21 protein-coding genes are annotated in these 25132 nt (G+C 53.7%); 5 read left to right on the forward strand and 16 right to left on the reverse strand.

Features of this window, described 5'->3' with window-relative positions; all coding sequences use genetic code 11:
* From JNE38_RS27135 to coxB, 3 genes are read right to left on the reverse strand one after another with little or no spacing between them, the layout of a single operon-like run.
* Entirely contained in the window at positions 1-627 is a 627-nt protein-coding gene (locus JNE38_RS27135; RefSeq protein ID WP_122923740.1) for a cytochrome (ubi)quinol oxidase subunit III, read from the reverse strand.
* Complete coding sequence (gene ctaD, locus JNE38_RS27140) at positions 627-2465, reverse strand: cytochrome c oxidase subunit I (RefSeq protein WP_203354160.1); 1839 nt, start codon at positions 2463-2465, stop codon at positions 627-629. The genes JNE38_RS27135 and ctaD overlap by 1 nt, the downstream gene beginning before the upstream one ends.
* 55 nt (positions 2466-2520) lie before the next feature.
* Positions 2521-3540 (reverse strand): cytochrome c oxidase subunit II, encoded by a 1020-nt coding sequence (gene coxB / locus JNE38_RS27145; protein ID WP_203354161.1) that lies wholly within the window; start codon positions 3538-3540, stop codon positions 2521-2523.
* A 329-nt stretch (positions 3541-3869) separates the two neighbouring features.
* On the opposite strand from coxB, the gene JNE38_RS27150 reads away from it, so the two are divergent.
* A complete protein-coding gene (locus JNE38_RS27150; RefSeq protein WP_203354162.1) occupies positions 3870-4709 on the forward strand; it encodes an oxidoreductase in 840 nt (279 codons plus the stop codon).
* Positions 4710-4725: 16 nt separating this feature from the next.
* Here the strand turns inward: JNE38_RS27150 and JNE38_RS27155 are convergent, their stop codons facing one another.
* The 4 genes from JNE38_RS27155 to JNE38_RS27170 form a co-directional block, all read right to left on the reverse strand.
* The gene (locus tag JNE38_RS27155) at positions 4726-5649 is read right to left on the reverse strand and encodes a DMT family transporter (RefSeq protein ID WP_203354163.1); all 924 of its coding nucleotides are present in this window, start codon (positions 5647-5649) and stop codon (positions 4726-4728) included.
* A 131-nt stretch (positions 5650-5780) separates the two neighbouring features.
* Entirely contained in the window at positions 5781-6140 is a 360-nt protein-coding gene (locus tag JNE38_RS27160; protein ID WP_203354164.1) for a hypothetical protein, read from the reverse strand.
* Positions 6141-6348: 208 nt separating this feature from the next.
* The gene (locus JNE38_RS27165) at positions 6349-7005 is read right to left on the reverse strand and encodes a SurA N-terminal domain-containing protein (protein ID WP_203354165.1); all 657 of its coding nucleotides are present in this window, start codon (positions 7003-7005) and stop codon (positions 6349-6351) included.
* Positions 7006-7125: 120 nt separating this feature from the next.
* Positions 7126-7548 (reverse strand): hypothetical protein, encoded by a 423-nt coding sequence (locus tag JNE38_RS27170; protein WP_203354166.1) that lies wholly within the window; start codon positions 7546-7548, stop codon positions 7126-7128.
* A 287-nt stretch (positions 7549-7835) separates the two neighbouring features.
* On the opposite strand from JNE38_RS27170, the gene JNE38_RS27175 reads away from it, so the two are divergent.
* The 3 genes from JNE38_RS27175 to JNE38_RS27185 all read left to right on the forward strand — a co-directional run bounded on the left by JNE38_RS27175 (position 7836) and on the right by JNE38_RS27185 (position 9350).
* Complete coding sequence (locus JNE38_RS27175) at positions 7836-8351, forward strand: hypothetical protein (protein WP_203354167.1); 516 nt, start codon at positions 7836-7838, stop codon at positions 8349-8351.
* 91 nt (positions 8352-8442) lie between these two features.
* A complete protein-coding gene (locus JNE38_RS27180) occupies positions 8443-8616 on the forward strand; it encodes a hypothetical protein (RefSeq protein WP_203354168.1) in 174 nt (57 codons plus the stop codon).
* Between the two features lie 65 nt (positions 8617-8681).
* The gene (locus JNE38_RS27185) at positions 8682-9350 is read left to right on the forward strand and encodes a DUF2642 domain-containing protein (protein WP_203354169.1); all 669 of its coding nucleotides are present in this window, start codon (positions 8682-8684) and stop codon (positions 9348-9350) included.
* A 73-nt stretch (positions 9351-9423) separates the two neighbouring features.
* Here the strand turns inward: JNE38_RS27185 and JNE38_RS27190 are convergent, their stop codons facing one another.
* On the reverse strand, positions 9424-10182 hold the full coding sequence (locus JNE38_RS27190) for a class I SAM-dependent methyltransferase (RefSeq protein WP_203354170.1): 759 nt from the start codon (positions 10180-10182) through the stop codon (positions 9424-9426).
* Between the two features lie 175 nt (positions 10183-10357).
* Between JNE38_RS27190 and JNE38_RS27195 the strand changes: the two genes are divergently transcribed.
* The gene (locus JNE38_RS27195; protein WP_203354171.1) at positions 10358-12481 is read left to right on the forward strand and encodes a multicopper oxidase family protein; all 2124 of its coding nucleotides are present in this window, start codon (positions 10358-10360) and stop codon (positions 12479-12481) included.
* 63 nt (positions 12482-12544) lie between these two features.
* Here JNE38_RS27195 and JNE38_RS27200 read toward each other — a convergent pair whose 3' ends face one another.
* The 8 genes from JNE38_RS27200 to JNE38_RS27235 are packed head-to-tail and all read right to left on the reverse strand — an operon-like array spanning position 12545 to position 25037.
* Positions 12545-15361, reverse strand: coding sequence for a VWA domain-containing protein (locus tag JNE38_RS27200; RefSeq protein ID WP_203354172.1), 2817 nt, complete (start codon positions 15359-15361; stop codon positions 12545-12547).
* Positions 15351-17210 (reverse strand): vWA domain-containing protein, encoded by a 1860-nt coding sequence (locus tag JNE38_RS27205; protein ID WP_203354173.1) that lies wholly within the window; start codon positions 17208-17210, stop codon positions 15351-15353. The genes JNE38_RS27200 and JNE38_RS27205 overlap by 11 nt, the downstream gene beginning before the upstream one ends.
* 17 nt (positions 17211-17227) lie before the next feature.
* The gene (locus tag JNE38_RS27210; protein ID WP_203354174.1) at positions 17228-18109 is read right to left on the reverse strand and encodes a DUF58 domain-containing protein; all 882 of its coding nucleotides are present in this window, start codon (positions 18107-18109) and stop codon (positions 17228-17230) included.
* Positions 18106-19089, reverse strand: coding sequence for an AAA family ATPase (locus JNE38_RS27215; RefSeq protein ID WP_203354175.1), 984 nt, complete (start codon positions 19087-19089; stop codon positions 18106-18108). The genes JNE38_RS27210 and JNE38_RS27215 overlap by 4 nt, the downstream gene beginning before the upstream one ends.
* A gap of 34 nt (positions 19090-19123) precedes the next feature.
* Positions 19124-20842, reverse strand: a complete 1719-nt coding sequence (locus JNE38_RS27220) for a hypothetical protein (protein ID WP_203354176.1) — start codon at positions 20840-20842, stop codon at positions 19124-19126.
* Between the two features lie 3 nt (positions 20843-20845).
* Positions 20846-21736 carry an ABC transporter permease gene (locus JNE38_RS27225; RefSeq protein WP_203354177.1) on the reverse strand — a complete coding sequence of 297 codons (891 nt, stop codon included), beginning with the start codon at positions 21734-21736 and terminating at the stop codon, positions 20846-20848.
* Positions 21733-22659, reverse strand: coding sequence for an ABC transporter ATP-binding protein (locus tag JNE38_RS27230; protein WP_203354178.1), 927 nt, complete (start codon positions 22657-22659; stop codon positions 21733-21735). Before JNE38_RS27230 ends, JNE38_RS27225 begins: the two co-directional genes overlap by 4 nt.
* Positions 22656-25037, reverse strand: a complete 2382-nt coding sequence (locus tag JNE38_RS27235; RefSeq protein ID WP_203354179.1) for a DUF7408 domain-containing protein — start codon at positions 25035-25037, stop codon at positions 22656-22658. Before JNE38_RS27235 ends, JNE38_RS27230 begins: the two co-directional genes overlap by 4 nt.
* Positions 25038-25132: the final 95 nt, after the last annotated feature.

The following is a 25132-nucleotide window of genomic DNA, read 5'->3' on the forward strand; positions in this document are numbered from 1 at the left end:
TTATCCCACCTTTCCACCGATCATACCCATGAGATATACCACGGTAAAGATGAATACCCAAACGACGTCGATAAAGTGCCAGTACAGGGATGCCAGGTAAAACTTCGGAGCGGTTACCACCGTCAGGCCTTTTTTCGTTGCCGACACTTGCAGAAGGATAATCCAGAGGATCCCGAACGCTACGTGACCACCGTGGAATCCGACAAGGGTATAGAAAGAGGAACCGAACGCACTCGTCGAGATTTTATGTCCTTCGTGCACGTAATGCATGAACTCGTAAATCTCCAAGCCCAAGAATCCGAGACCGAGAATAACCGTGATGGTCAGCCATACTTGAATCTGCTTCAGGTTTTTCTTGTGCAGAGCCAGTGTAGCCATAACCGCAGTCATGGAACTTGTCAACAGAAGCAAAGTAGCTGCTGCAACCAGCGGCATGTCGAACAGTTCTTGCGAAGTAGGACCGCCGTTTGCCTGGTCGCGAAGCGCAATGAATGTTGCAAACAAGGAACCGAAGAGTACAGTCTCCCCACCGAGGAAGAGCCAGAAGCCAAGAAGCTTATTCTTGCCTTCAAGGGTGGCTTTTTCCGGTTCATCAGGCAAAACTGCATTTGCGTGATGTGTAGCCATTACGCCTTCACCTCCTCGATTTCGTCCTCATGAATATGATATCCAGGATCGTCATTTACCGAACGCAGGAACATGCAGGCGAATGTCACCAGCAAACCGATCACGACTACCACGTAGTTGTGGTACATGAAACCGTAACCTGCGATGAACAAACCAACCGACATCATGAAAGGCAGGAACGATGGAGATGGCATATGGATATCGCCAAGTGGTTCAGCAGGCGTCATGCCTTTGTTTCCAGCCACCTTCTCGATCCAGAATGCATCCAAACCGCGAACCAGTGGAGTCTGTGCAAAGTTGTACTCTGGCGGTGGCGATGGAATCGACCATTCCAGTGTACGTCCATCCCACGGATCCGCAGGAGCACGTTTGGAGCTGTTTGCTGTAACGATAATGTTTACCACGAAAAGGATGGTACCGATCGTCATACCGAATGCACCAATGGTACTGATAAAGTTACCAAAATCGAGGTTTTGATCCTTGAGGTAAGTGAAGACACGACGCGGCATCCCCATCAGACCCAGGAAGTGTTGCGGGAAGAATGTCAAATGGAAACCGATGAAGAAAGTCCAGAAGTTCCATTTTCCCAATGTTTCATTGAGCATTTTCCCGAACATTTTTGGCCACCAGTAGTGCAGACCCGCGAAGAGCCCGAAAATGAGACCCCCTACGATAACGTAGTGGAAGTGAGCAACTACGAAGTAGCTATCGTGGTATTGGTAGTCAGCTGGCGGAATTGCGAGCATAACCCCTGTCATACCACCAATTGTAAATGTTGGAATGAAGCCTACTGCCCACAGGTTTGCTGATGTGAAACGAATTTGACCGCCCCACATCGTCAATAGCCAGTTGAAGATCTTAATCCCTGTCGGTACCGCAATCAACATGGTTGCCAGACCGAACAGTGTGTTGGCGATTGCACCCAAACCTGTTGTGAACATGTGGTGAGCCCACACCATGAAGCCGAGGAAACCGATCAGCGCTGTTGCGAATACCATGGAGCTGTAACCGAACAGGCGCTTTCTAGCAAAGGTAGAAATAACTTCGGAAATAACGCCGAAAGCTGGGAGAATCAGGATGTATACTTCGGGGTGACCGAAGATCCAGAAGAGATGTTCCCAAATGACAACGTTACCACCTGCGTCCGGATTGAAGAAGTTACCGCCGAACAGACGGTCAAACATCAACAGAACCAGACCAACTGTAATCGCAGGGAATGCGAAGAGAATCAGACCAGATGTAACAAAAGCGGACCAGGTGAACATCGGCATGCGCATGAATGTCATACCTGGAGCACGCATGTTGATAATGGTAACCAGGAAGTTGATACCACCAATCAGCGTACCGATACCGGCGATCTGCAGACCCAGTACGTAGAAGTCTACGCCGTGGCCGCTAAATTGGTTCAAAGCCAAAGTTGTATAAGATGTCCAACCAGCATCAGGTGCTCCACCCAGGAACCAGCTGGTATTCAGCAGCACTCCCCCGAAGAAGAAGAGCCAGAAACCAAGAGAGTTCACAAACGGGAACGCTACGTCGCGAGCACCGATTTGAAGAGGAACTACTGCGTTCATAAGAGCAAAGATGATCGGCATCGCAGCGAGGAAGATCATCGTCGTTCCGTGCATGGTGATCAGTTCGTTAAACGTCTTGGCACCAACCACAGAAGACTCAGGATACATCAACTGCAAACGAATCAACAGGGCCTCGAAACCGCCAGCCAGGAAGAAAATTCCACCAGCAATCAAGTACAGGATCGCGATTTTCTTATGGTCAACTGTCGTGAGCCAATCCCACAGCCCTGAGCGCTTTGGTGCGTGAGAAGCATGTGCAGACACAGGTTTACCTCCTTTTAAGCGTCACTGCCTATGACGGGTAATTTCTTTACAAATCTTACTTCACGCTGAGTGTTTGCAAATAATCCACGAGCGCCTTCGTTTGCGCATCATCCAGGTTCAGGTTTGGCATGTTGTTGCCTGGCTTCACCTTTTGCGGATCTTTCAGCCACTCTGCAACGTTCTCAGGTGTGTGGGCAAGAATACCCGCTACACGCTCACGATCAGCAAAGTTGGTCAGGTTAGGACCCATTTTACCGCCTTTACCAGCTACAGCATGGCATCCGAGGCAGCTCTTGTTGAAGATTTCTTGACCTTGAGCAGCACTTGCAGCGCTAGCAGCAACTGGCTCAGCAGCTTGAACGCCCTTCATGCCTTTTGACCAGCTGTCAAATGCAGCTTGATCCATTACTTCCACCTTGAAGTCCATCAAGGCATGGGACGCTCCACAGAGCTCCGCACATTTTCCGTAGAAAATGCCTGTTTTATCAGCTTGCAGCCAGATTTTGTTTTCCTGACCCGGGTTGGTATCGATTTTACCGCCCAGAGCAGGAATCCAGAATGCGTGCATCACGTCAGCTGATGTTACGGTAAATTGCACTTTCTTCCCTACTGGCAGAACCAGGTCTTGCGCGGTAGCTACACCGAGGTCTGGATATTCAAATTCCCACCAGAACTGATGCGCCGTTACTTTCACTTGAAGCGCTTCCTCTTTTGGATACGTCTTGTGAAGCTCGAAACCGGTCGTAACGGTAGGGACCGCCATAACGATCAGAAGCAGGAATGGAATTACTGTCCAAAGAATTTCGAGTGCATGATTGCCTTCCACCTGTTTCGGAATTCCCTGCTGTCCCGGACGCTTACGGTATCGGATAAGGACGTACGTGAAGATCAGCATAACGACAATAAAAACGCCGATCATGATAGCGGAGGACAGCTTCATCAGGTCAAACTGCATCGCTGCAACCGGACCGGATGGCTGGAGCGTGGAGAGCTCTTCTCTGCCACAACCGGTTAATGCCAGCGCCAGAAGACCAAACACTGAAAGCTGACGCCAAAACTGTTGCCAACCCTTCATACCCAAGAACCCCTCTTTCTTCGTGTTGGTAACGTTCTAGCCACGCTTGCAACTAGAAGTTTTCGTACTCTTTTACTTGCAAGGATGGCTCTCTTTTACTTTCCACAAATATGATGCCCAAGTACGAAAAGTATTAGCAGCCATTCCAAAAACAAACAAATAGAGTAAAGGTTTGCAGACTTCTACCCGCGCGTGGTAACCATTTAAGTATACATAAATTTTCCTTAATCTAAAGGCTGTTTGTTATCATTTTGTTAACAAATTTATGAACAAATTTGTGAACTTTCGAGTTAAATAAGTCCTGATTTGGTAGGAAAAAGGAGAAAACCATGCAAAAAAGGCCTATAGCACTAGTTACTGGTGCCTCCAGCGGGTTTGGTATGTACGCTTCTTGCGCATTAGTCAAGACCGGGTATACGGTAATTGCATCCATGCGAGATGTGTCGAAGAGAGGACCCCTTGACAAAATCGCAAAAATGCATATAGCAGCAGAACATATGGAAGTGATTTCCCTGGATGTTACTTCTCCACAGCAAATCGAAGAGTCCATCACAGGGGTGATCTCTCGCCACGGACAGATCGATTTGCTGGTCAATAATGCAGGGTATGCCTGCGGAGGCTTTGCGGAAGAGCTGCCCTCCGCGGAATGGCGCAAGCAGTTCGATGTCAATGTTTTCGGCCTCATCGATGTCACGCGTGCTGTACTGCCCTATATGAGAGAGCAGCGGCGCGGCAGGATCATCAACATCAGCAGCATCAGCGGACGCTTTGGCTTCCCAGGACTTGGCCCCTACGCTGCTTCCAAGCACGCGGTAGAAGGCTTCAGTGAATCCCTGCGGCTTGAGCTCCTGCCCTTTGGCATTCATGTCATGCTCATTGAGCCAGGATCGTACCGCACCTCCATTTGGGAAAAGGGACTGCAGCAAACTGCCCTCTCCTCCTCTTCTCCATACGCCTTGCAAATGCAGAAGCTGCTGGCATCCGTCGAGCAAATCCTTCAGCAAGCACCGGAGCCAGATGAGGTGATCGCTGCCATCGTTCAAGCGGCGACCGCGCCAAAGCCACGCCTTCGCTACCCTGTGGGCCGCGGCGTCAGGCTGACGATCGCAGCCAAGAACCTTTTGCCTTGGAAGTGGATCGAAGCGATCGTCGCCAAAAAAATGAGCTAGCGATTGCCTACCGCACCTATGCGGCGGAGCGTTTTTTCTGAACCGGCTTTCCCGATACATAGCTGTGCAGGACCATACCGACGATCACCAGGAGCATCCCTGCACTTGACCAGATACCCGGCAGCGGCACAGAGAGGAAGATCATTTCGAGAATGACGGCGAAGACGACCTCCCCTGCCTGTGTGGCCTCAACCACAGCCAGCTGCTGGGCATTTCCTTTCGCCAAATCTGTCGCTTGGAAGAAAAGCACGGTTGCGACAATCCCGGAAGCGAGCGCGACCAGCAGCGATTGCATCGTCTGGCTGCCGCTGGGCGGTCCCTCTGTCACCATCGCCCAGATGCCGAGCAGCAGCCAAAAAGGCAAGCTTGCCAAGGTCATTCCGAGCACACGCTGGTAGGCATCGATCCTTCCTTGTGTGAGAGCCATCATTTTCCGATTTCCCAACGGGTATGCAAAGGCCGCGATTACGATGGGAACGATGCCAAACAAGACCTCTTTTCCCCCGACTGCTCCTGCTTCGTGCAGCTGCATCAAGGCTACTCCCGCCAAGATCAGCAAGGAAAAGAGAAGCCCCTTGTACGGAATTTTCTGACCGAAGAGCGGTACGAGCAACGAGCCGGCAATAATCGTGATCTGCCACGTTCCTGCTATCAGCCAGCCGGGACTGTAGATTGCTGCAAAACAGAGCGGAGCGTAGAACAAACCAAAGCCTACGAAGCTCCACAATGCCCATTGCCACGGATGAGCCTTCATCTCCGTCCAGAGCGGCAAAAGCTTCCCTCGAAGTCCTACGATTACCCACAAGAAGGGAATCATGAACAAATAACGCAAGGATGCGCTGTATAGCCAGCTGCCGCCTGATAGCTCCATCGCCCTGTTCAACACAAAGGTCGAGGCAAAGAAGAGCGATGCCACAACCCCCAATATGATTGCCCTCATCCTGATCCCCCACAATCCTCAAACAGCCTAGTGCTGTTTTTATCTTCTTTCAGTAGGATAGCCCGAGCCCAATGGACTGTCAAAGCACAGTAGAAAAAAACACACTCATGATGAGTGTGTCCGGGTACGTTCTATTCTGTTGCTTCCGTAGCCCTGCCTGTCCGAATCAGCCAGCGGTGCTGCAAATATTCGGCTACACCGAAGAATATCGCCACGAAGCCGGCCCCGATCGGAGTTACGCGAGCGGCTGCCGGCAAAAGAAACGCACTGGCATAGACGATTACAAAGCCTAAAATAAAGTCTCCTGCCGTGCTCATCCATAGCGTACCTGGCCGAAGAATCCGCCGTTCCAGCCAATACCCTGCCAGCGCCAGTACAAAGCCGACGCCGATCGAATAATAGAGGGTCGAATAATCCACTTCCGGAAACAGTGCATCCGCCAGCACTACCAATATTGGACTTACGAGCAGCTTCACCAGCAAACCGTCCACACTAATCGGCCTCCTTTTGTAAGTGCTAACAGTATTCCCTATCCCGCTTTTCCTACCGCATTTTTTTTTGCGTGCGGTACCATCAGCGGAAAAAGTCGATGACGGCTATCATTTTCAGCTTGCCGCCAAATCATCGGACATACCGCAGCACAAAAAGACCCGCATCACAATCTCGCGTGACGCAGGTCTTTCGCAATCGCTGCCTGATCTATTTCACGTCCGTCTCCGCCGGTGCCTGGGCATTGTCGCCCTGTGCTTCCTCTGCGAATGTCGGATCATACCATTCTACCTTGTGATTCTTTTCTATGGTTTCCATCCATTGTCCATAGTGTTCGCTGCGATTCTGATCCGCCAGAACCGATTCGATCTGATCGTGTACCTTATCCAGTGCCGGAGCAGGCGAACCCATCTGAGCTTTATTCGCTTCGTAATACTTCTGAATTTGCTCCTCTGTGACCGGGAAAGCCTTATCGAGCAATTTGTCCCGTGTCAGCAGCACTTCCATCTTTTCACGCAGCTTTTGCTCGTTCATCCCCATGCTGCTCAAATAATCATGGAAGGCTTGATCCGAGCCAATCTGCTGCTTCATCGCATTCACTTCTTTGTCCAGATCTTCCTTGGTGACCGATATATTTTGCAGTTTTGCTTCCTGCTTGATTAATGATTGGGCGACAAGTTCATTGACCATCTGTTTTCCGTAGAGATTTTTCATCTCATCATACAGCTGGTACTGCGTAATGGAGGTATCCCCTGCTTTGACCAGGGTTGGATCGAGGTCCTTTTGACCTGCCTGGTACACTCCCAGTACAACTAGTCCAACCAACAGGATGGATGCCGAGAGAATGGAAACATCAAACTTCTTCACGTAGAGATCCTCTCTTTCTTTTTCTTGTCCTCCAGTATAGACGGAATTTACGGTAGAAAAATGGAATTAGTTTACACAGGTTTTCCACATTTCACTTATTTTAAACCATAGACTCTGTCTTTACATGAAGTACTTTGCAAAAAGAGAAGTAAGAACGGAGGCAATTACGGGACCCACGACTGCCCAAATTTGCAAAAAGCGCTCCTGCTTTCTTCCTTTATCTCCTTCGATGATCTGTGCTAGGTTGTCCTTGTCCGTCTTCTCGTTGTTCAGCAGCTGCAAGATGATGTCTTTCTCTTTGTCCGTTATTCCTGCTTTCATCGCAATTTCCGTTTGCAATTTCGTTAACGCTTGCACGAGCTCTGCACGCACTTCCTCCATGCGCTCCAAACGATGCTCAATACGTTCCAGCCATTTCGTGGCTACAGTTACTTTTCCTTCAAGTGTGTCGATTCGTTCCTCGAATTTATCTAGTCTCTGGTAGATCCGCTGCAAATGATGTTCATTGTACTCTTCCTTGATCTCGTCATTCTCGGCTGTCATGGGTACACCTCCTCCGTCCTTTGTAATATCTTGTATATGAACAGGAAAAGGTCATTGCTTGTACGCTTACCCGCCTTCCTTCTGCAACCTACGAAAACAGGCTACGGTTTACCTCCGCTATCAGCCGTACATCCATCCGCCCTGCCTTAAATACGGCTCTATTTTTAAAAATAGGACAAATATCGTAAGTCATCTGCTCATACCTTGTCTGCCGTTAAATCATACATTGGATTAGCAGGCGAGTAATTCAACTTCTGCAAATTTCAAAAAGGGAAGGGATTAACGCGATGGATAAAGCAAGTATGGAATCGCTGGTAGGCAGATCCGTCCGCGTGGACAGGGGCGGACCTGAGTCCAGAAGCGGCAAACTTCTGTCGGTTCAGCAAGATTACTTTGTTCTTTATTGCGAGAACGAAGGAATCGTATATTACAAGAAAGACCATGTCAAAAGCTTGACCTTGGATTCCCGCGAAGTCTCCGATGTCATTGAGGCTCCCGTCGAAGGGGAAGCACCACCACCTGTCCTCCAATACTTCGAAGCAGACAGCTTTACGTCCGTTCTCCAAAGCATGCACCTTTACTCCGTACAAATCAATCGTGGTGGACCCGAAAAAATCGAAGGGGTCATCGTAGACGCAACGGACGACGAAGTAACACTTATTGTCGGTAAAGAAGTAGTCAAAATTCTCCCCTTCCATATTCGCAACATCAGCTACAGCGCGAAAAACAATAGCAATGAGCAAAACAACAGCAACAGCAGCAGCAGCAAAGGCAATCGCAATAGCAGAAATTCTAGACGATAATAAAGAAAATAAAGGCTCTGCCAACGTCTGGTAGAGCCATATTTTCTATCACGCGCTGCCCAGAGAAGGACCACGAAGAAAGGAGTGGCAGATGGTGTTCATTTCGCTTTTCATCATGCTCATTAGCGGAGCCTTGCTGTTTTGGCTGGTTGCACCGCCTGCAGTTCCCCGTTCAGAAGAGAATCCCCTTCATCCTGAAGAGGGCACCTTGTACCCTCCTGCCGTAAAAGCAGACGATCTCGGACATCTCCACTTGCAGGATTAGGAGAAATGCGTTTCTGCAAAACGCAAGAAAGTTTACACTTTGCTAGAGAGGAGATTCGCTACCCAATGAATTACCTAGTATCAATGGTTGGAAAAACCGTTGAACTGGACATCAAAGGTTCAATCAGGCGCATCGGAATCTTGATAGATTTTGGAACAGATGTGATTGTTATCTATGATGGGAACAACTATGTGTACGTTCCCATTGGTCATATCCACAATGTGAGACAGTCTCCCATCTCCTTGCCTCATTTACACGAGCCTGACTATGAACATGTTCAGTCAGAGAACGACTTGACCTACCATAAAATTTTGGTTGAATCGCAGGGCATGCTTTGCCAAATCTCCCTTTCTAACACACTGTCTCTTTTCGGTTACGTCACCCACGTGCATCAAGACTACTTTGTATTTTCCTCGCCTGTCCATCACACTCTTTACATTCCCAACTTTCACCTCAAATGGCTGATTCCTTACCCGGATGTCTCAACGCCGTACATGCACCCGCACTTTGTCCATAAGGCGGAGTCCTCGCCTGTCAAGCTGGCTCGGACTTTTGAAGAGCAAATGAAGCGAATGATCGGCAGCATTGTTGCCTTTGATCTGGGAACCAATCCCGAAATGGTTGGATTACTGAAAAATGTCAGGAATCAAACCGCTGAGCTCGTCAGCGCCAATCAGAAACGGTTTTACTGGAACATTCATCATATCAAGGCCGCCTACTTCGCTGACATCTAACAAGGACGGGACCATGAGAGTACATGGTTCCGTTTTTATTCATCGGATACAATTGTTGTTTTCCCCTACTCTTTCATGGTTGAGCAACCAAGAAAAATCTGTGTGTAGGAATATCCACGTAGCCCTCCGCTTCGATCCGTTCATGCAGGGCAAGCAGCCTGTCAGCGTAATGCTCCACTGTAAAATCAGGGATCTGCCACTCGATCGCTTTTACATAATAAATGATCGCACCGATGTCGTAATAACGGGTAAACCCCATCTCTTCCTTTTGCTCCAGGATGCTGAATCCTGCCTTTTCCAGCTCATTCACCGCATAGCAAAGGTTCCAGTGCGCATATTGGCCAGAGATGGGGGCGTCGAGCAAGCGATTCAACTCGAGGTTGTCCTGCCCTCCTACCTGCTGGGTGATGAACTTGCCATCAGGGGCGATGATGCGATGCAATTCGCTCGGCAAGTAAGACTCGTGGCGGTTGATTACCAAATCAATAGAATCATCCGCAAAAGGCAGGTTGTCTTCCCCATCTGCTGCAACGACTTCGACGCCTAACGGCTCAAGCCGGTTTCGCGCAACCTCAACATTGGGCGGGTAGCCTTCTGTCGCTGCCGTCTTTTTTGGAAAGGGCTGCAGCAGGGATAGCAATTCGCCCCCGCCTGTTCCCATGTCCAGCATGGACTGAATTCCCATCATCTGCTTGCGTACGAGACTGACGTAATTCCAGGACAAGGGTGCCTCCACCATCCGCCCCGTTCTGGTCAAATAGGAAAAGTCCCAGCCAGCAAAGGGAATCTCTTCTTCTTTTCGAAAGGATGCCAACCACTCTTGTTTCTCCATTCTCGCTTCTCCTCTCAGTCGTTACGTCCCGCTTCCAAGCGGGGGAAAACGATCTCCTCATTCATGAACATGTCTCAGACCTAAGGCGGAGGCAAAATCATGCCTGGGTACGTTTGGGTTCGTGCTGTTCCTCTTTATCATGGAAAGCGAACTTATTTTGCAGGAGGAAATACTCATGCCGGATTTTGAAGTGCTCGCAGGGGTCGATCAAGGGCTGTATTTGATTTTTTTTCTTCTCACCTTGCTCCCAGCCCTTCAGATAAGAACGCTCGTCCATCGCGCTACAGGTGGACCCATGACAAACAGCGCTCGCTGGATCTTGTGCCTTACCGGCTTGGCTTTGCTCGTTGTCCTCGGACAGTGGGGATCAACTTGGCATCTGTATGAATCCTTTGGCTGGCCGTACATAAAAGACAAGGCACTCGGCTTCTTACCACTCAGCCTCTTCCCCGCGTTCGTGGCCGCACTGGTCTCTGTCCCTCGGCTGTGGCGCCTCTCTGTTCCACTGGTACCCGCCAAAGGAATGTCTGGATCTGACGCCGCTGAAGAGAAAACGAGGCGCCATGAAGCCTCCGCACCCGAAATGATTGTGCCGATACAAGCGTTGTCTCTAGGTGCCTTTCTGGCTGCCACTCTGCAATTTATCCTGCCGTCCGTCACCTTGCAGAAGGAAATGCTCATGATGGCCTGGGGTGTGCTGCTCGCAGGCTCTTCTGCCCTTTGGATCTGGCAATCCTGGCAGCAGCAGCGTCACTCTCGCTCGGGTCCCATGCACCGCCCTCATCTGATCGTTCGATTTCTGCAGGGCACCTTCGTTCTCCTGTTCCTCACGGCTTGTTCGCTTGCAGGGCTGAACAGCGCGCGAGAAGCAAGCCTGCTTCCCGAACGAATGAGCATGACGAATCATACGGTCGAATCCAAAGCGATGCAAGCGTCTTCAGGCGGCCATGCGCAGCACGCTGCCGCTGTAACCGTGACGAGGCCTGTAAGTGTGACGGAATTGACCGGGCCGCAAACAGGAGCCCCCGATCGCCGATTTACTCTCACTGCCCAAAAAGCAAAGATCCTGCTTCCCTCTGGCAAAGTCGTGGAGGCATGGACGTACAATGGTCGCTATCCCGGCCCCGAGCTCCGCGCGAAACAGGGTGAACTGATCGAGGTTGTGCTGGAGAACAAGGATATCTCGGAAGGCGTCACGATCCATTGGCACGGCCTGAACGTCCCCAACGCCGAAGACGGCGTAGCCGGAGCCACCCAGGACGCTGTGCTGCCCGGCGAAAAGCACGTATACCGATTTGTCGCTGAGCAGTCGGGAACATTCTGGTACCACTCGCACCAGCAATCCTCGGTGCAAGTCAAAAAAGGACTGTTGGGGGCACTTGTGATTGAACCTGCCGCCCAAACGAAACCATCCTCTCCCGTGCTGGACCTCACGCTCGTGCATCACAAGCTGGGCAGCGGAGGTGGAATTACGCTCAACGGCGACGACGGCCTTTTGAAACAAAAGGTCCTTCCCGGCACATCCGTGCGGTTACGCCTCATCAACGCAGACAGCTTTCCTGCGAAAGTCCAATTGCAAGGGGCTTCTTTTCAGGTCGCCGCCATCGACGGAAACGAAATCCACGAACCGAATCTGATCGCCAACCAGGCGCTCCTTTTGGCTGCTGGCGGGCGGTATGATGTCACTCTCACCATGCCGAATGCAAGCGTCTTCCTGGCCCCTTCCAAAACGGACAGTCGCCACGGTCTTTTGCTCAGTCCAGATGGAACCACAGAAGTGCCTGATCTTCATCCTGACCTCCCGACCTTTGATCCTGCGAGCTATGGAAGTCCGCAGCCACTGCCTTTTGATTTGGATACCCGCTTCGACCGTGATTATCGGTTAGTCTTCGATGTCCAATTCGGATTCTACGACGGGAAGCTGGATGGATTGTGGACGATCAACGGAAAGGTCTTCCCTCACACTCCGATGCTGATGGCGAAGGAGGGAGATCTGGTCAAAATGACCTTCATCAATCGCAGCTACATGGATCACCCGATGCATTTGCACGGTCATCACATGCTCGTGCTCAGCCGAAATGGCGCCCCCACGACAGGGAGCCCTTGGTGGACAGACACCCTCAATGTCGCTCCTGGCGAGACGTACGAGGTAGCCTTCCGAGCCGACAATCCCGGCCTCTGGATGGATCATTGCCACAACCTCACTCACGCGGCCATGGGAATGACGATGCACCTGTTGTACGAAGGGGTGACATCTCCTTTTCAGATCGGACACCAGACTCGGAATCAACCGGAATAAATCCCTAGAGAAGCAGCCTACTGGCATCGTGCACAGGCTGCTTCTCTTCGTTGGATCGGTGTGTCATTTGGTCCTTCGTTTTTTCGCTTCCAGCAGGCGATTGAATGTTTTGTCGGCTGCGTCCGGTTCGTTTGCTGACTCCTTCTGCTGGGAGCCCTGGCTTCCTTTGGACCTCGGCGTTTTAGCCTCAGCAGCACCCGCAGCATCTGCCGAAAGGACTGGATCGGCACCGCGCTGAATTCCTGAGCGCTTTTCTCCAAGCCGGGACAATACCTCTTGCCTTCCTGATTCGGTCTGTGCCTGTGGCTTTCGACGCCAGAGGTTCATCGCCTTCGCCCACCAGTGATCCGGGAGCTGCAGTCTCCTCGCCGCGACATCAAAGGGCCAGAGGAGAGCGGACAGCATGAGCAGCCACTCGCTGATGGATTGCGTGTCCCATTTGTCAGGCAGCCTTCCCGCAAACGCCTCTGACGGTTTGGCTATCAGTGAGCCTCCCCCCGCCGTCAGCCAGCCTTTCATTTCTATTTCTCCATCACGAGGCATTCCGTACTCCGGTGAAAAGGCGACCGTCAATCCTGTCGTTTGACTGGCGACGACTTGCCCGCTCTCTTTTTCCGTAATTTGAATCATGTAGGATCCTGGATCGGCTGCCGCAAATTCACCAGCCAACACCCCAGGAGCAGTCGGCTTGAGCCGGATGACCTCTCGCTGCATCTCCTGATTGAGCACGATCGCTTCCAGCTCCTGCGGCATAGCTGCACCCGCTGGTATTGTGACCGTCACTCTTCCAGCAGAACCCTCCAGCTGCGTTTCCGTCTTCCATGTTCCCTCCGTGATCTGAGGCAAGGTCCACGCTACGACCTCGTTCCACAGGCGGCTGCTTGCTCCCCAGCTCACCCAATCGGGAGCCCATTTCCCTTCGAGGTCGCTCGTCCATGCTGCTGCCCTGCCTAGGCCATATTGCCATCGGGCGAGGATCGGATCTTCATCCATGCTGACCAGCTGCATTTCCGCTGTCTGCTTCAATGTCGTGGCGATGTAGGCTCGCAGAGGCGGCAGCGACTGGCGAAGAGATGACCATCCTCCCACCGAGGCAAGGATCGGCTCCTGCGGCTTTTCCACGATGAATGTCCGGCTGGCCAAAGCTGTTTCTTTACTGAAGATTTTAGGTATCGATTCGGCATCTGCCGCAAAGTAGTACCTGCCATTCCCACCATCGGCAATCATCTGCAGCAGCTGTGTGTCCGCATCGTCTCCTACTGCGACGGTCGAAACCGTGATATTTTCTCCCTTCATCTGTTGGAGAAGACCTGCGTAGTCGTCATTCAGGCCCGATTGCCCATCCGTCAAAAGGATCACGTGCTTGCGCTTGGTATTCATCGTCTTTACCCGCTCATAAGCCAGCTGGAGGGCAGGATAAATATCCGTTCCGCCATCCGCGTAGATGCTGCCGATCTGCTGCTGGATCGTCTCCAGCTTGGTGACGTTCTGGGGAGCAACGACTTCCCAAGGACTGCCGTCAAAGGCGATGACGCCGATCTGGTCCTGTCCGTTCATCATGGTGGTAGCACGGATCGCTGCTTCCTTGGCCAGCTCCATTTTGTCCACGCCACGGGCATCGCCTGTCATACTGCCTGATTTGTCGATCACAAGCTGCAGCCCCAGCGAAGGCAGTTCTTCCTTCCCCCTGAGATCCATATGCACAGGCAGTGCTTCCTCAATCGGGGTCTGGAACCAGCCGCCCATCCCGAAGCTGTCTGCCCCACCTGTCATGATGAGCCCCATGCCCAGATCGCGGACCGCCGTTCGCATGCGTTCCATGTCCGCATCCCCCATTTGGGTCGCGGATACGTCCGCCAGCACGATCGTTGCGTATTTTTTGTACCCCTCCATTTCCTTTGGCAGCAGCTTGATGTCCCGTACATCAACACTCATATGGCCTGCTTTCAGTGCATGGACCAGATTGCTAGCCGCTCCCGGGTGGCCTTCCGTTACCAGCACCACAGGCGCTCCCGCTACTTGTGTGTACGTTGTTGCCTGATTGTTTGCCTGTACGGTATCCTTTTGCGGCTCGATTTCTACCCGGTAGCGGTGAAAGCCTTGCTGCATGGCCTTTTGCGTGAAGACGAACCGATTTTTCCCCTTCTCGATGGACACCGTCTGACTGCCGGCTTCCTGGTTCCCCTCGTACAAGCGCAAAGTCGCTTCGGTAGCCAGCGTGCTCTCGACATCCACACGGATCCCGTATTCTTCTCCTGCATACAAGCGCTGCGGCATCTGCACAGACGAGAGCACGACTTCGTCTCCCAGCGGCTGCTGCAAAGAAACCGCCTCCACTGCGACACCGCGGTCCACGGCAAGCTTGGTCTGGCGAGCGGTGTCCCCGCTTGTCGCTATCCCGTCTGTCACGAGGACGACTTTTCCCCGCGCATGACTGGGAATCATCGCTGCGGCGAGGCGGATGCCATCGGCCAGATTTGTCGCATTGCGGTTCACTTCCACTCCGAGAGGCTGCAGTTCATCTCGCGTCGTCAGCGGCTGATCGACTGCCGCTTGCCCACCTAAGGAGACGACGGCGTACTGATCCTCTGGCTGCTTCGCGGCGATCGCTTCTCTCAGGAAGGCCGCGATCCTCGGATCATCCTTCATGGAAGCCGAGCGATCTACCACAAACACGATCGTTTTTGCTTGCACGGGGGTCAAGAGTTGAGTCCCCGCCAATGAAAATACCAGCAACAGGAACACCAGAGACCGCAGCACAGCGATGATGACTTTCCTTCCGCGGGGCATCTGTTTTTCTTTCTGCCACCAGCGGACCATGACATAGGCGACGGGAAGGAGGAGCAGCAGAGCCAGTGGCAAAGCAAAATCAATACCCACGCTGATACACCCTCCATTCCACTAGCATGGCGAGCAAAGCGATTGCCGCCAGCCATGTCATCAGCTCACGGCTCCCCGCAGCATTTGCCGCCGAGCTCTCTCCATCGCTTTCCTCTGCATCCGCTTTTGTCCCCATCCGAATCGTTTTCGGCGCAATATCGGACTGGCCTTCCTTCATTTGCACAGCAAAAAACCTGCTCTTCTGTCCCGAATCCAGCCTCTCATCCACGCGGTATAGCCCGATGCGATCCGGCACCTCCAGCATCCAGCTGGTTCCACTAGACTGGATGGGCTGCTTTTGTCCGTCTGGGGCAGTCAGCACACGCTGGGTGGCTCCAGGAGTCAAAGGAATGGACAGCATTTCGCCAGGATGCGCCGGACCTATCGGTGCTGCTTGTGCGGGCGCGAGCCAAGCGACGACATTTTGCATAAAGATCGGAAAGGCCGGGCGCAGCGGCAAGTCGGAATCATGCAGATCAAACCCGACAATGACGACTCGTCTGCCATCGATCGTACCCGCTCGCACCAAGTCCGTGGCTCCCGCTTGGACCAATGACTTCATGCCCGGCACCTCTCCCAGCAAAGCGGACTTGGCTACATGGACATCTCGCCAGTCTACATGGCGGAGCAAAGGGTCGTCTGCCGCAACGGCTTTTGGCTCTTGATCCAGCTCTCTCGTCCCTTCGAACGGAAGCCAGTCTGCAGCGCGGTCAGGAGCGATCAAAAGGACATTTCCTTTTGGCAACCGATCCGGAACGACGCCATCAAACACCCACGCGTCGCGCGCTTCTCCTTTTTTCTCAGGCGGCTGCTGCATCGTCTCCACTTCCATGCTGCCCACCGTCTGCAGCGCTTGGTGCAAAAAACGATTCCCGGCAGGCGAGACGAGAGCTGCTCTGCCCACTCCTGTCGTGAAAGGCACGCTCCACGCCTCATTGTCACTGGCCAGTCCGTCCTGCTGCGGCTCGATCACTGCCCGATAGACGGGGGAGGCTGGCAATTGCCCCCACGTAATCGTGCATGTTGCACCCGCTTCGACGGTAAAGGTATCCGAATCGAGCAGCCTGTCGTTCTGGTCGTAGATCGTTACGGTTCCCGTGGACTGGCTGCTGCCGTGATTGTCGATACGGACGAGCCCTTCCACATCCTTTTTCCCTGTCTGAGTGACGAATGCGCCAATCGCCGAGTTTTCCCGGGTCCGTCCCATTTGCATGAAGCGAAAGCTGGCGGGATAAGCAGCTGCACCGAGCGAGGCGGAACGATCCTCCTCCCCATCCCCCATCCAGATCACGCCGCTTCCCGGTTCATTCGCAGCGATGGCACCTGCCAAGGAAAGGGCTGCCCCGATATCCGCACTGCCAAACGAAGGGGTGAGCTGCCCGAGCGCCGCGAGCAGCTGCTCCTGGTCTGCGCTTTTGGATACCCATACCTTCGGCTCCCTTCCCGCTTCCATCAAGGTCACGGTTTGCCCCCTCCCCAGCTTTTCGACCCATCCCGAAGCAGCCGCTACCGCTTGCTGCAGCCTCGTCTGCTCTCCTTCCCGGGTCTGCATGCTGCCTGCATTTTCGATGACCAGCACGGTATGATCGGTCGCGGGGCCATCGGTGGGTATGGCTGGCCGAAGCAGCGCCAGAATGAGCAGTACCGCTGCCAGCAGCTGCAAAAACAGCAGCAGATTGCGCCTCAGCTTCTCCCACGGTCGCACCGCTTCCCAGTTTTGCAGAGTGCGCTGCCATAACAGTGTGCTCGGCACGATCCGATCCTCGACCTTTCGCTTGAGCAGATAGAGGACGACGATCGCCGGGATGATGAGTGCGAACCACATGTTGCCTAGTGCCATCCACTGCATGGTGTTTCCTCTCCTCTCTAACGAATGATTCCGGCCTTGCGGAAGACTTGAAAGACGATCGATTCCACCGATTGCTCCGCCGCAACTTCCAGAAAGGATATTCCCCGTCCGTAGGCAAAGGCTGACAGCTCCTGCTGATATTCCCGCACACTCTTGCGGTACTCTTCCAGCAGAACGCTGGTCAAAGAAACCTCTTTGGCTTGCTGCGTCTCCGAGTCAATCAGGCGAAGCTCCCCCTGATAGGCAGGCTCAAGCTCATCTCCCGACAGCACCTGCACCATGATGACGTCTTGTCTGGCTGCTTGCAGGAAGGCGATGCCTTTCTCGTAACCGGTCTCAAACAAAAAGTCGGACAGCACGATGGAAATGCCCGCCTTGCCGCTGACGGCACCCAAAGATCGCAGAGCCTGATTCAGATCGCCTGCCCCGCCGGGAGTTAGGCCAGCCAAAAACGTCAAGAGACGAGGAGCCTGGCTTTTCCCTTGCAGTCCTCGCACCGACGATACCAGCTGTTTGTCAAAGGCGAACACCGAAACGTGATCCAAATGACAGAGAGAAAGGTAGCCGAACGCTGCCGCCAATTGGACAGCGCGCTCCATTTTCCCTGACTGCCCGTGGCTCATCGACAGGCTGCAGTCAATGTACAGATTCACATGCAGCTGCGTCTCGTCCAGATACTTTTTCAGAAAGAGCTTGCCCGAGCGTGCGTACGCGTTCCAATCCAACTGGCGCAGATCGTCTCCCGGCACGTATGACTGATAATCGGCAAACTCCATGGAGCTGCCCAGCTGCTTGGCCCGGCGAAGCCCCGCCTGGCTCCCAGCTGCTGCCCGCTTGCTCGCCAGCTGAAGCCGCTCCAGCCTCGCGAGCCACTCCGGATCCAGCAAGTGGCCGCTCATACCCGGTGCTTCTCCATTCCGTCCAAAATGTCGCGTACGATCTGATCGGGACGGATCCCATTGGCCTCGCCCTCGAAATTGAGGAAGATCCGATGGCGGAGCGCTGGCAGAGCCACTGCCGCTACATCCTCATACGCCAGATTGTAGCGGCCCGAAAGCAGCGCCCGTACTTTTGCCAAAGACACCATGGCTTGAACCCCCCGAGGACCTGCCCCGTTGCGCACATACTGATTGACGGACGCTACCGATCGCTCTCCTGGATGGGTCGCGAGCAGCAGCTTTACCGCGTAATCCAGTACAGGGTCAGCCACCAAAACTTCCCGAGCCGCCTGCTGGATTTCTGCAATCTGATCGGCTGATGCCACCTTCTCGACCTGGACAGCATGTCCGGTCGTCGTCTGACGCACTATCTCCTTCAGCTCTTCCTCAGTCGGGTACGGAACATCGATTTTCAGCAAAAAGCGATCCATTTGCGCCTCTGGCAATGGATAGGTTCCTTCCTGCTCCAGAGGATTTTGTGTCGCCAGAACGAAAAACGGGTCTGGCAGGGAACGGGTCACGCCCCCGGCTGAAACGGTCCGCTCCTGCATCGCCTCCAGCAAGGCACTCTGTGTCTTTGGCGTCGCCCGGTTGATCTCGTCAGCCAAGACCACGTGGGCAAAAATCGGCCCCGCTTGAAAGCTGAACGCCTGCTGTCCACTCTCGTCCGCGCGCAGGATATTCGTCCCGGTAATATCCGTCGGCATCAAGTCCGGTGTAAATTGGATGCGTTGAAAAGAAAGCTCAAAGGCTTGAGACAGCGTACGAACCAAAAGCGTTTTCCCCAAACCGGGCACGCCTTCCAAAAGCGCATGTCCTCCAGCAAAGACCGCCCAGAGCAGCTGCTCGACGACGTCTTTTTGTCCCACTAGTACTTTTCCGATTTCCTGTCTGACGAGTTCTACCCGTTGCAGACATTCCTCCAACGTTTGCTGCGCCATCGCTCGCTCCCCCTTTTCTTTTGAATCTGTCTCGTTACGGTTCGATATTGCTGAAATACTGCTTGACGACCTCTTGATAGTCGTCGGGAATGTTCCCCTTTTCCATGCTCTCACGGGCGAATTGTTCGTATTGCCCGTAGACTTCCTCGTAAGGCAGCGTACCTCCTGTAGACACCTGCGCGCTTCCGCTCTGGCGCGTCTCCGAAGAACCTGCTCCAAGCGGCCCTCCTACCGTATCTGATGGACCGTTGTCCCCGCCCATTCTCGCAGACGGTATGGTGACGAGCTCGTGTGATCCAGTCCCCAGACCTGCGCCGCTCCCTTTTCCACTTCCAGAACCCGAGCCTGAGCCAGTACCGGAACCGTTTCCTGAACCGGAACCGTTTCCTGAACCGGAACCGTTTCCTGATCCTGAGCCGTTTCCCTGCCCTGAAGCCCCATTGCCGTTTCCCGGCTGATTCGCAGTCCCTGAACCGGAATTTCCGTTCGAGGCTGTTCCCGATGACGGTGTGGTGGCTCCATTTCCGGCTGTCGTTCCAGAAGCCGGCACCGTCTGACCCGTTCCTGCTGTCCCTGCCCCTGATGCCCCCGCGCTGGCCAATGTCATCTGGGACTGCTGCAAGGAAGCGGCTGCAGCCGTGGCTGCCAGAGCGGCTTGACCTGCCTGCTGGGCACCTGCCAGCCCCTGCATGAGCCCCGCGTCCAGAGCCGTCATCGCTTGCGCCACTTGACCTTGAGTCAGCTGCTGTGCGGCTTGCGACAATTGTCCGGCGATTTGCTCCAGTTCTTTGGACGAAGCGCTCTGGGCATCCTTTTGCAGCTGTTCAGCCGCTTTTTCCAGCTCCTTGGCGATAGCATCACGCTCGCTCTGGGAAAGCTTTTCGAACTGCTTGGCGGCCTCTCGCAGCGCTGCCTCCAGCTCCTTCACCTGCCCGGATTTCATCGCGTCTGCCAGTGCACGTGTACCTTGCTGATTCGCCAAATGCTGCTGCAGCTTCGATATAGCTGCTTGTTTTTTCTGCTCGGTTTCCTTCCATTTCTCCAGCTGCTTTTCTGCGGCGCGCAGCGCATTCAGACGTTCTGCCGGGTCTTTCGCACTCGCCATCGCCTTTTTTGCCTGCTCCAGCAATTCCTCCAGCTGCTTTTTCTGAGCATCGTTCATCGCAGGATTTTTTTTCGCTTCCTCTTTCGCCGCATCGATCTCTTTCTTTGCTTCTGCGATCGCCTTTTTCTCCTCTGCCATTTGCGCCAGCCGTGCATCCTGAGGATTCGGCCAGAGCAAGAGGACGGCGCTCACTGCCAGCAATCCTGCGCACAGGTACAGCTTCTTTTGCACACCCTTCCATACATAGACGCTCTCTACAGCTTGCGGCATGATGCGTCGCAGATTACGCAGGGCATCCTCGCGCTGCATTGCGGCGATCTTCGAGACGTTGCCCCGATTTTCCCACGCTGTCACCACACGCTGCGCCAAGCCGTTTGCATCCGCGATCCTCGCGCTGTCCAACAGAGTAGGCTTTTTGCGAAAAGCGCTCAGCGAACCGGCGAGGACGGCAGCTGCGATCATCGCCACGGCGATCCACAGGTAATGCGGAATCGGCCAAAGACGGGCAACGAGGAGAAGCAAAGCGCTTCCCCCCGCTCCCCACAAGCTGTATGCGGCCAGCTCCCGCACCCAGCTTTGCCTGTCCAGTCTCCTGCGGATCGGCTCCAACAGCCCTTGCAGCTCGTCGTTTGATCTCGCTGTAAACATGTCTTATTGCTCCTGTGCTGCCTTGCGCATGCGCGGCCGCACCGGCTGAATCCAGTAGATCGCGAGGAGCAGGCAGGCCACGGTGACCAAAGCAAAGAACAGGCAGTAGTACCAGAACGGATCTATGTTCACCAGCACGCTGGCAGGATTGCCTCTACGGTGCAAATCCTGTACGGGGCCTTCATCGAAAATGTTCAGCATCGCAAAGAGCGGATTGATGCTATGCAAGAGATCCGGCCATACGGGCATCGGACCGGGCTGATAGTTCAGTTTCCTGCGCTGGTAACGGATCAATTCCTTGATGATCTCCGCCGCAACACTGGAGCCGATCGAGTACCCAAAGACGACTGCATAGCTGATGACTGTCGCGATCCCCGTCCGTTTGATCAGGGTGGAAAGCAGGACGCCGATGCTCCCGATTCCAAACATCGTCATCAAGTAAAAACCGAATACCTGAATCAGCTGTACAGGTGATATACCTCCGTACAGAAAGACGATTGCGTACAAAGGCACCGTCGCAAATACGAGAAAGGTCATGAAGCTGAGCGAAGCCAGCCACTTGCCTACAATCAAGCGTGTGGCGCTGATGTTGGTCGTGAGCAAAATACTGAGCGTCTGCCGCTCCCGCTCACCTGAAATGACTCCTGCCGTAAGTCCCGGGACGACAAAGCAGATCATGCCGAGCTGCAGGATGGACAGCATCATGAATAGCTCACGCGTCTGGTTTGGATTGTAGTAGCTCCCGCCGTTCGTCTGCAAAAAGATATAGAGAAGCGTAATTCCGCCCAGCACCAGCAAGTAGAGGAAGATAATCCACGGCGAACGCTGCGTCCGCATGCGCATCTTCCATTCGTTGAACAAGACCGGGTTGCGCAATCGTCTCAAGACGTTCATGAGCCCACCCCCTTGGTAATTTCCAAAAAGATTTCTTCCAGATTGCCTTCCGCCTCATTGAAAGCAGCCACTGGAAAGCCCGCTGTCGTGAGGTCTTGCAGGAGCTGCACCTGCTGCGCGTCATCCCCTGCGAAGCCTGCCACGATCCAGTTTCCTTCACGAGTCACACCCGAGACGACGGGCATTTCACGCAAACGGGTCATCGCTTCCTCGATCCGCCCTGTCAAGCGAATCCGCAGCACGCGCTTTTCCTGCATTTTCGCGTAGATCTCATCGACGCGACCGAACGCAACAAGATTGCCCTCTTCTATGATTCCGATGACGTCGCACATTTCCGCCAGCTCCGGCAGGATGTGCGAGCTGATAATAATCGTCTTGCCCATATCGCGCAGCTCTTTTAAAATCTCCCGTAGCTCGATGCGCGCACGCGGGTCCAAGCCCGATGCCGGTTCATCCAGGATCAAGACTTCCGGATTGTGCACCAGGGAACGAGCGAGGCCCAGCCGTTGCTTCATTCCTCGTGAAAGAGAATCTACATAGGCATCGCGCTTGTGGCTCAGATTCACCAGCTCCAGCAGCTGCGGAATGATTTGCTTGCGCTCGGACAACGGAATATCGTAATTGGCCCCGTAAAAATCGAGGTATTCCTCCGCTGTCAGATTGTCGTAGACACCGAAGAAGTCCGGCATGTAGCCGATCAGCTTTCGCACTTCCTTGGGATGCTTCGTCACTTCGTAGCCACCCACGTACGCCTTCCCGCTCGTCGGCTCGAGCAAGGTCGCCAGGATCGACATGGTCGTGGATTTTCCTGCGCCATTGGGGCCGACGAAGCCAAATACCGTCCCTTTTTCAATCTCTAGGCTGAGCCCTTTCAATGCCTGCATTTTCCCGTATTGTTTTCGCAAGTTTTGAATCTGGATCACGGTTTGGTCACCTTCCCTTCCACGCTGACGCTCGGTATGCCGATGTGGCGATGATCCGAAAACTGGTGAGAAAATTTCAGCCTCAATACGTGATCTCCGGAAACGTACGCAGCCGCCTTGTCCCCCGTCATGATGTTGTTGGCAAAAACCTTGTCAAAAGGATCGAAAGCTTTTGTCTTCCAGTTGTAGACCAGCTTGTCAAACGGCGTATTGTCATCCGACCAGGTGTACAGATACAGATTGCTTATTTGCAGCTGTTGTCCATCCCGGTTCAGGTTGACGTCAAAGCTGATGTCGCCAGCAGGCATCATGAATCCATCTCCCATGTCATCCACCGGAACTGAGCTTCCCGCCATCGTCACGTCAAACGTCCCTGCCGGGTAATACACGCGGCCGTCTTTGGCTGGCTTGATCTGCAGAGGAGACGTCACCAGTGCGATGCTGTCAGGATGAATGGCTTCCCCTTTCAGGGAGGCATCCAAGATAGGCTCGCTCGTCCAACCTGCGATGGTTACTTGACTTGTTTGGAAGGTTCCCGCCCGTTTGAATTCCACGATTTGCGCCATGGCTTGCTCGCGTGAATTCACATTCGGATTGGCCTTTGCGTGATTCGGCACGATCAGGCCGGACAGACGCTGGTTTTGCCCTCTCCTGGACTGCATTTGTGCATCAGGCTTGAAAAGTAGCTTCACTTGGACAGTTTGGCCTGGGGCCATTTCCGGGAATTCTTGCACCTGCATGCCGGTGATGACCTTTACATCCCTGAGCGCATATTTGGTTTTGTTCGTGACGGTCCCAGTCAAGGCACCATCCCCGTACGACAAATCAGAGGCAAACTCTCCGGCATCGGAAACCGTCTGTTCCGTTGCCACCTTGCGCATGGACCAAAATTCTACATCACGAAACTGAATATCCGTATGATCCGGCTGCAGAGATGTCCAGATTCTCGGTACCTCATCGAATCGACGACTCTCCATGATTGGCTGGGACATGCCCTGACCTGTGATGGTCACCTTGTAATCCCCGCTTGTCGGAACAAAGAACGCGGTCACTCCGGTTGCCTTGGCCAAACCGTCCCCTTTCAATTCGACATATCCTGTCTGATGAACCAGGACACCTGTTCCGCGCTGCAACGCCCCAAAGGAAAAGATACCGATGCCAGTCACTACGGATAAAACGGGAACAATCGCCCACATATAGCTTTGCTTGCGCTTGTACCGCAGCAGATAAAAAAGGATGGGCCCTGCAATCAGGGCATAGATGCCAAAGAAGAATGCAAACCAGCCCACCTCGGGGATTTTGAGGGCCGGAATACGCTCCGCAGCTTCGCTGAGCGGCCAGATGCTATCCGTCAACGCTTCCCGGTTGCGATCCAGGGAGGATCCGAAAGCCTTAATCAGGGTATCGGCCCAAAGCTTGCTGTTCCCCGTCCAGCTGGCTACAGGCTCGGCAGCCAGATCGTAAGCCACGTAGAGGACTTTCCCGTCTCCGACTGCCCGCGATGCGAACAAGGGCTGTTGGCTTTCCGTGTACCAGGCTTTACCGGATTTCACGGCACCTGCGCTAATCGTAAAAGGCGTGTTCAGTTCGACCGGTTTGCTTTTGTCGGCCGTCAAGCTCGCCAACGAGTTCACTTGCGTCACACCGCTGACTTCGACAGGTGAGAGATCGGCCAGAGCTCCCGCCGTTTTTTTATACTGGGCGCCACCTGCCAGAATCAGCATCCCGCCGGATTTCGTCCAGTCCCGAATCGCCTGGATTTGCTGGTCGTTTAAGGTATCCAGCGCAAAGTTGTTCAGTAGCAGCAAATCCACCATGCGAAGCTGGTCACCCGATGCTGGCACTTGATCCGGCTTCATCGGGAGCACTTTCATCTCATTTGAGAAGGACGCCTTTGGCAGCGCTCCCAAGAAATTGGCCGTATCCGGATCCTCTGCCAGTACCCCGACCAGCAGCGTGTCACCATTGTAGCGTCTGCCGCCAACCGGTGCCTTGACCAGGACCTTGTCCTTTTTCATCAATGCCACATACGAATCAGGGCGTACCTCAGTGCCGGGTACGGTAATCGTAATCTGCTTGGTTGCACCTTTCGCGATGGAGACGGGCTGATAATACGCCACAGAAAACGTGTTGTTTCCCCGATCTCCCGTCATGACTGCGAGGTCCCCTTCCAAATCAGGACCGTTGTTTGTCATGGTGACTTGCACAGGGACGATCCCTGTTTCCTTGTACTCGCCGCCGACTCCCGCGGTGGCCCGGAGCTGTACGGCTTCCTCTGCCCGCGCTATGGTCACCGATCCTCCCGGCATGCCCGCCGCCAGCAGCAAGCAGGCACAGATGGCGATCAGCCACCGCTTGTACTCCTTTGCCGTGTTCATTCGTTCCCTACCTCCATCGATTGTTCTCCTCGCTGTATCTCTGCCAATTTCATACATGTATAGACGATGCTCGATGTGAAAAGGCTACAAATATT

Origin of the sequence: Brevibacillus choshinensis (assembly GCF_016811915.1) — a bacterium.
Taxonomy (GTDB): Bacteria; Bacillota; Bacilli; order Brevibacillales; family Brevibacillaceae; genus Brevibacillus; species Brevibacillus choshinensis_A.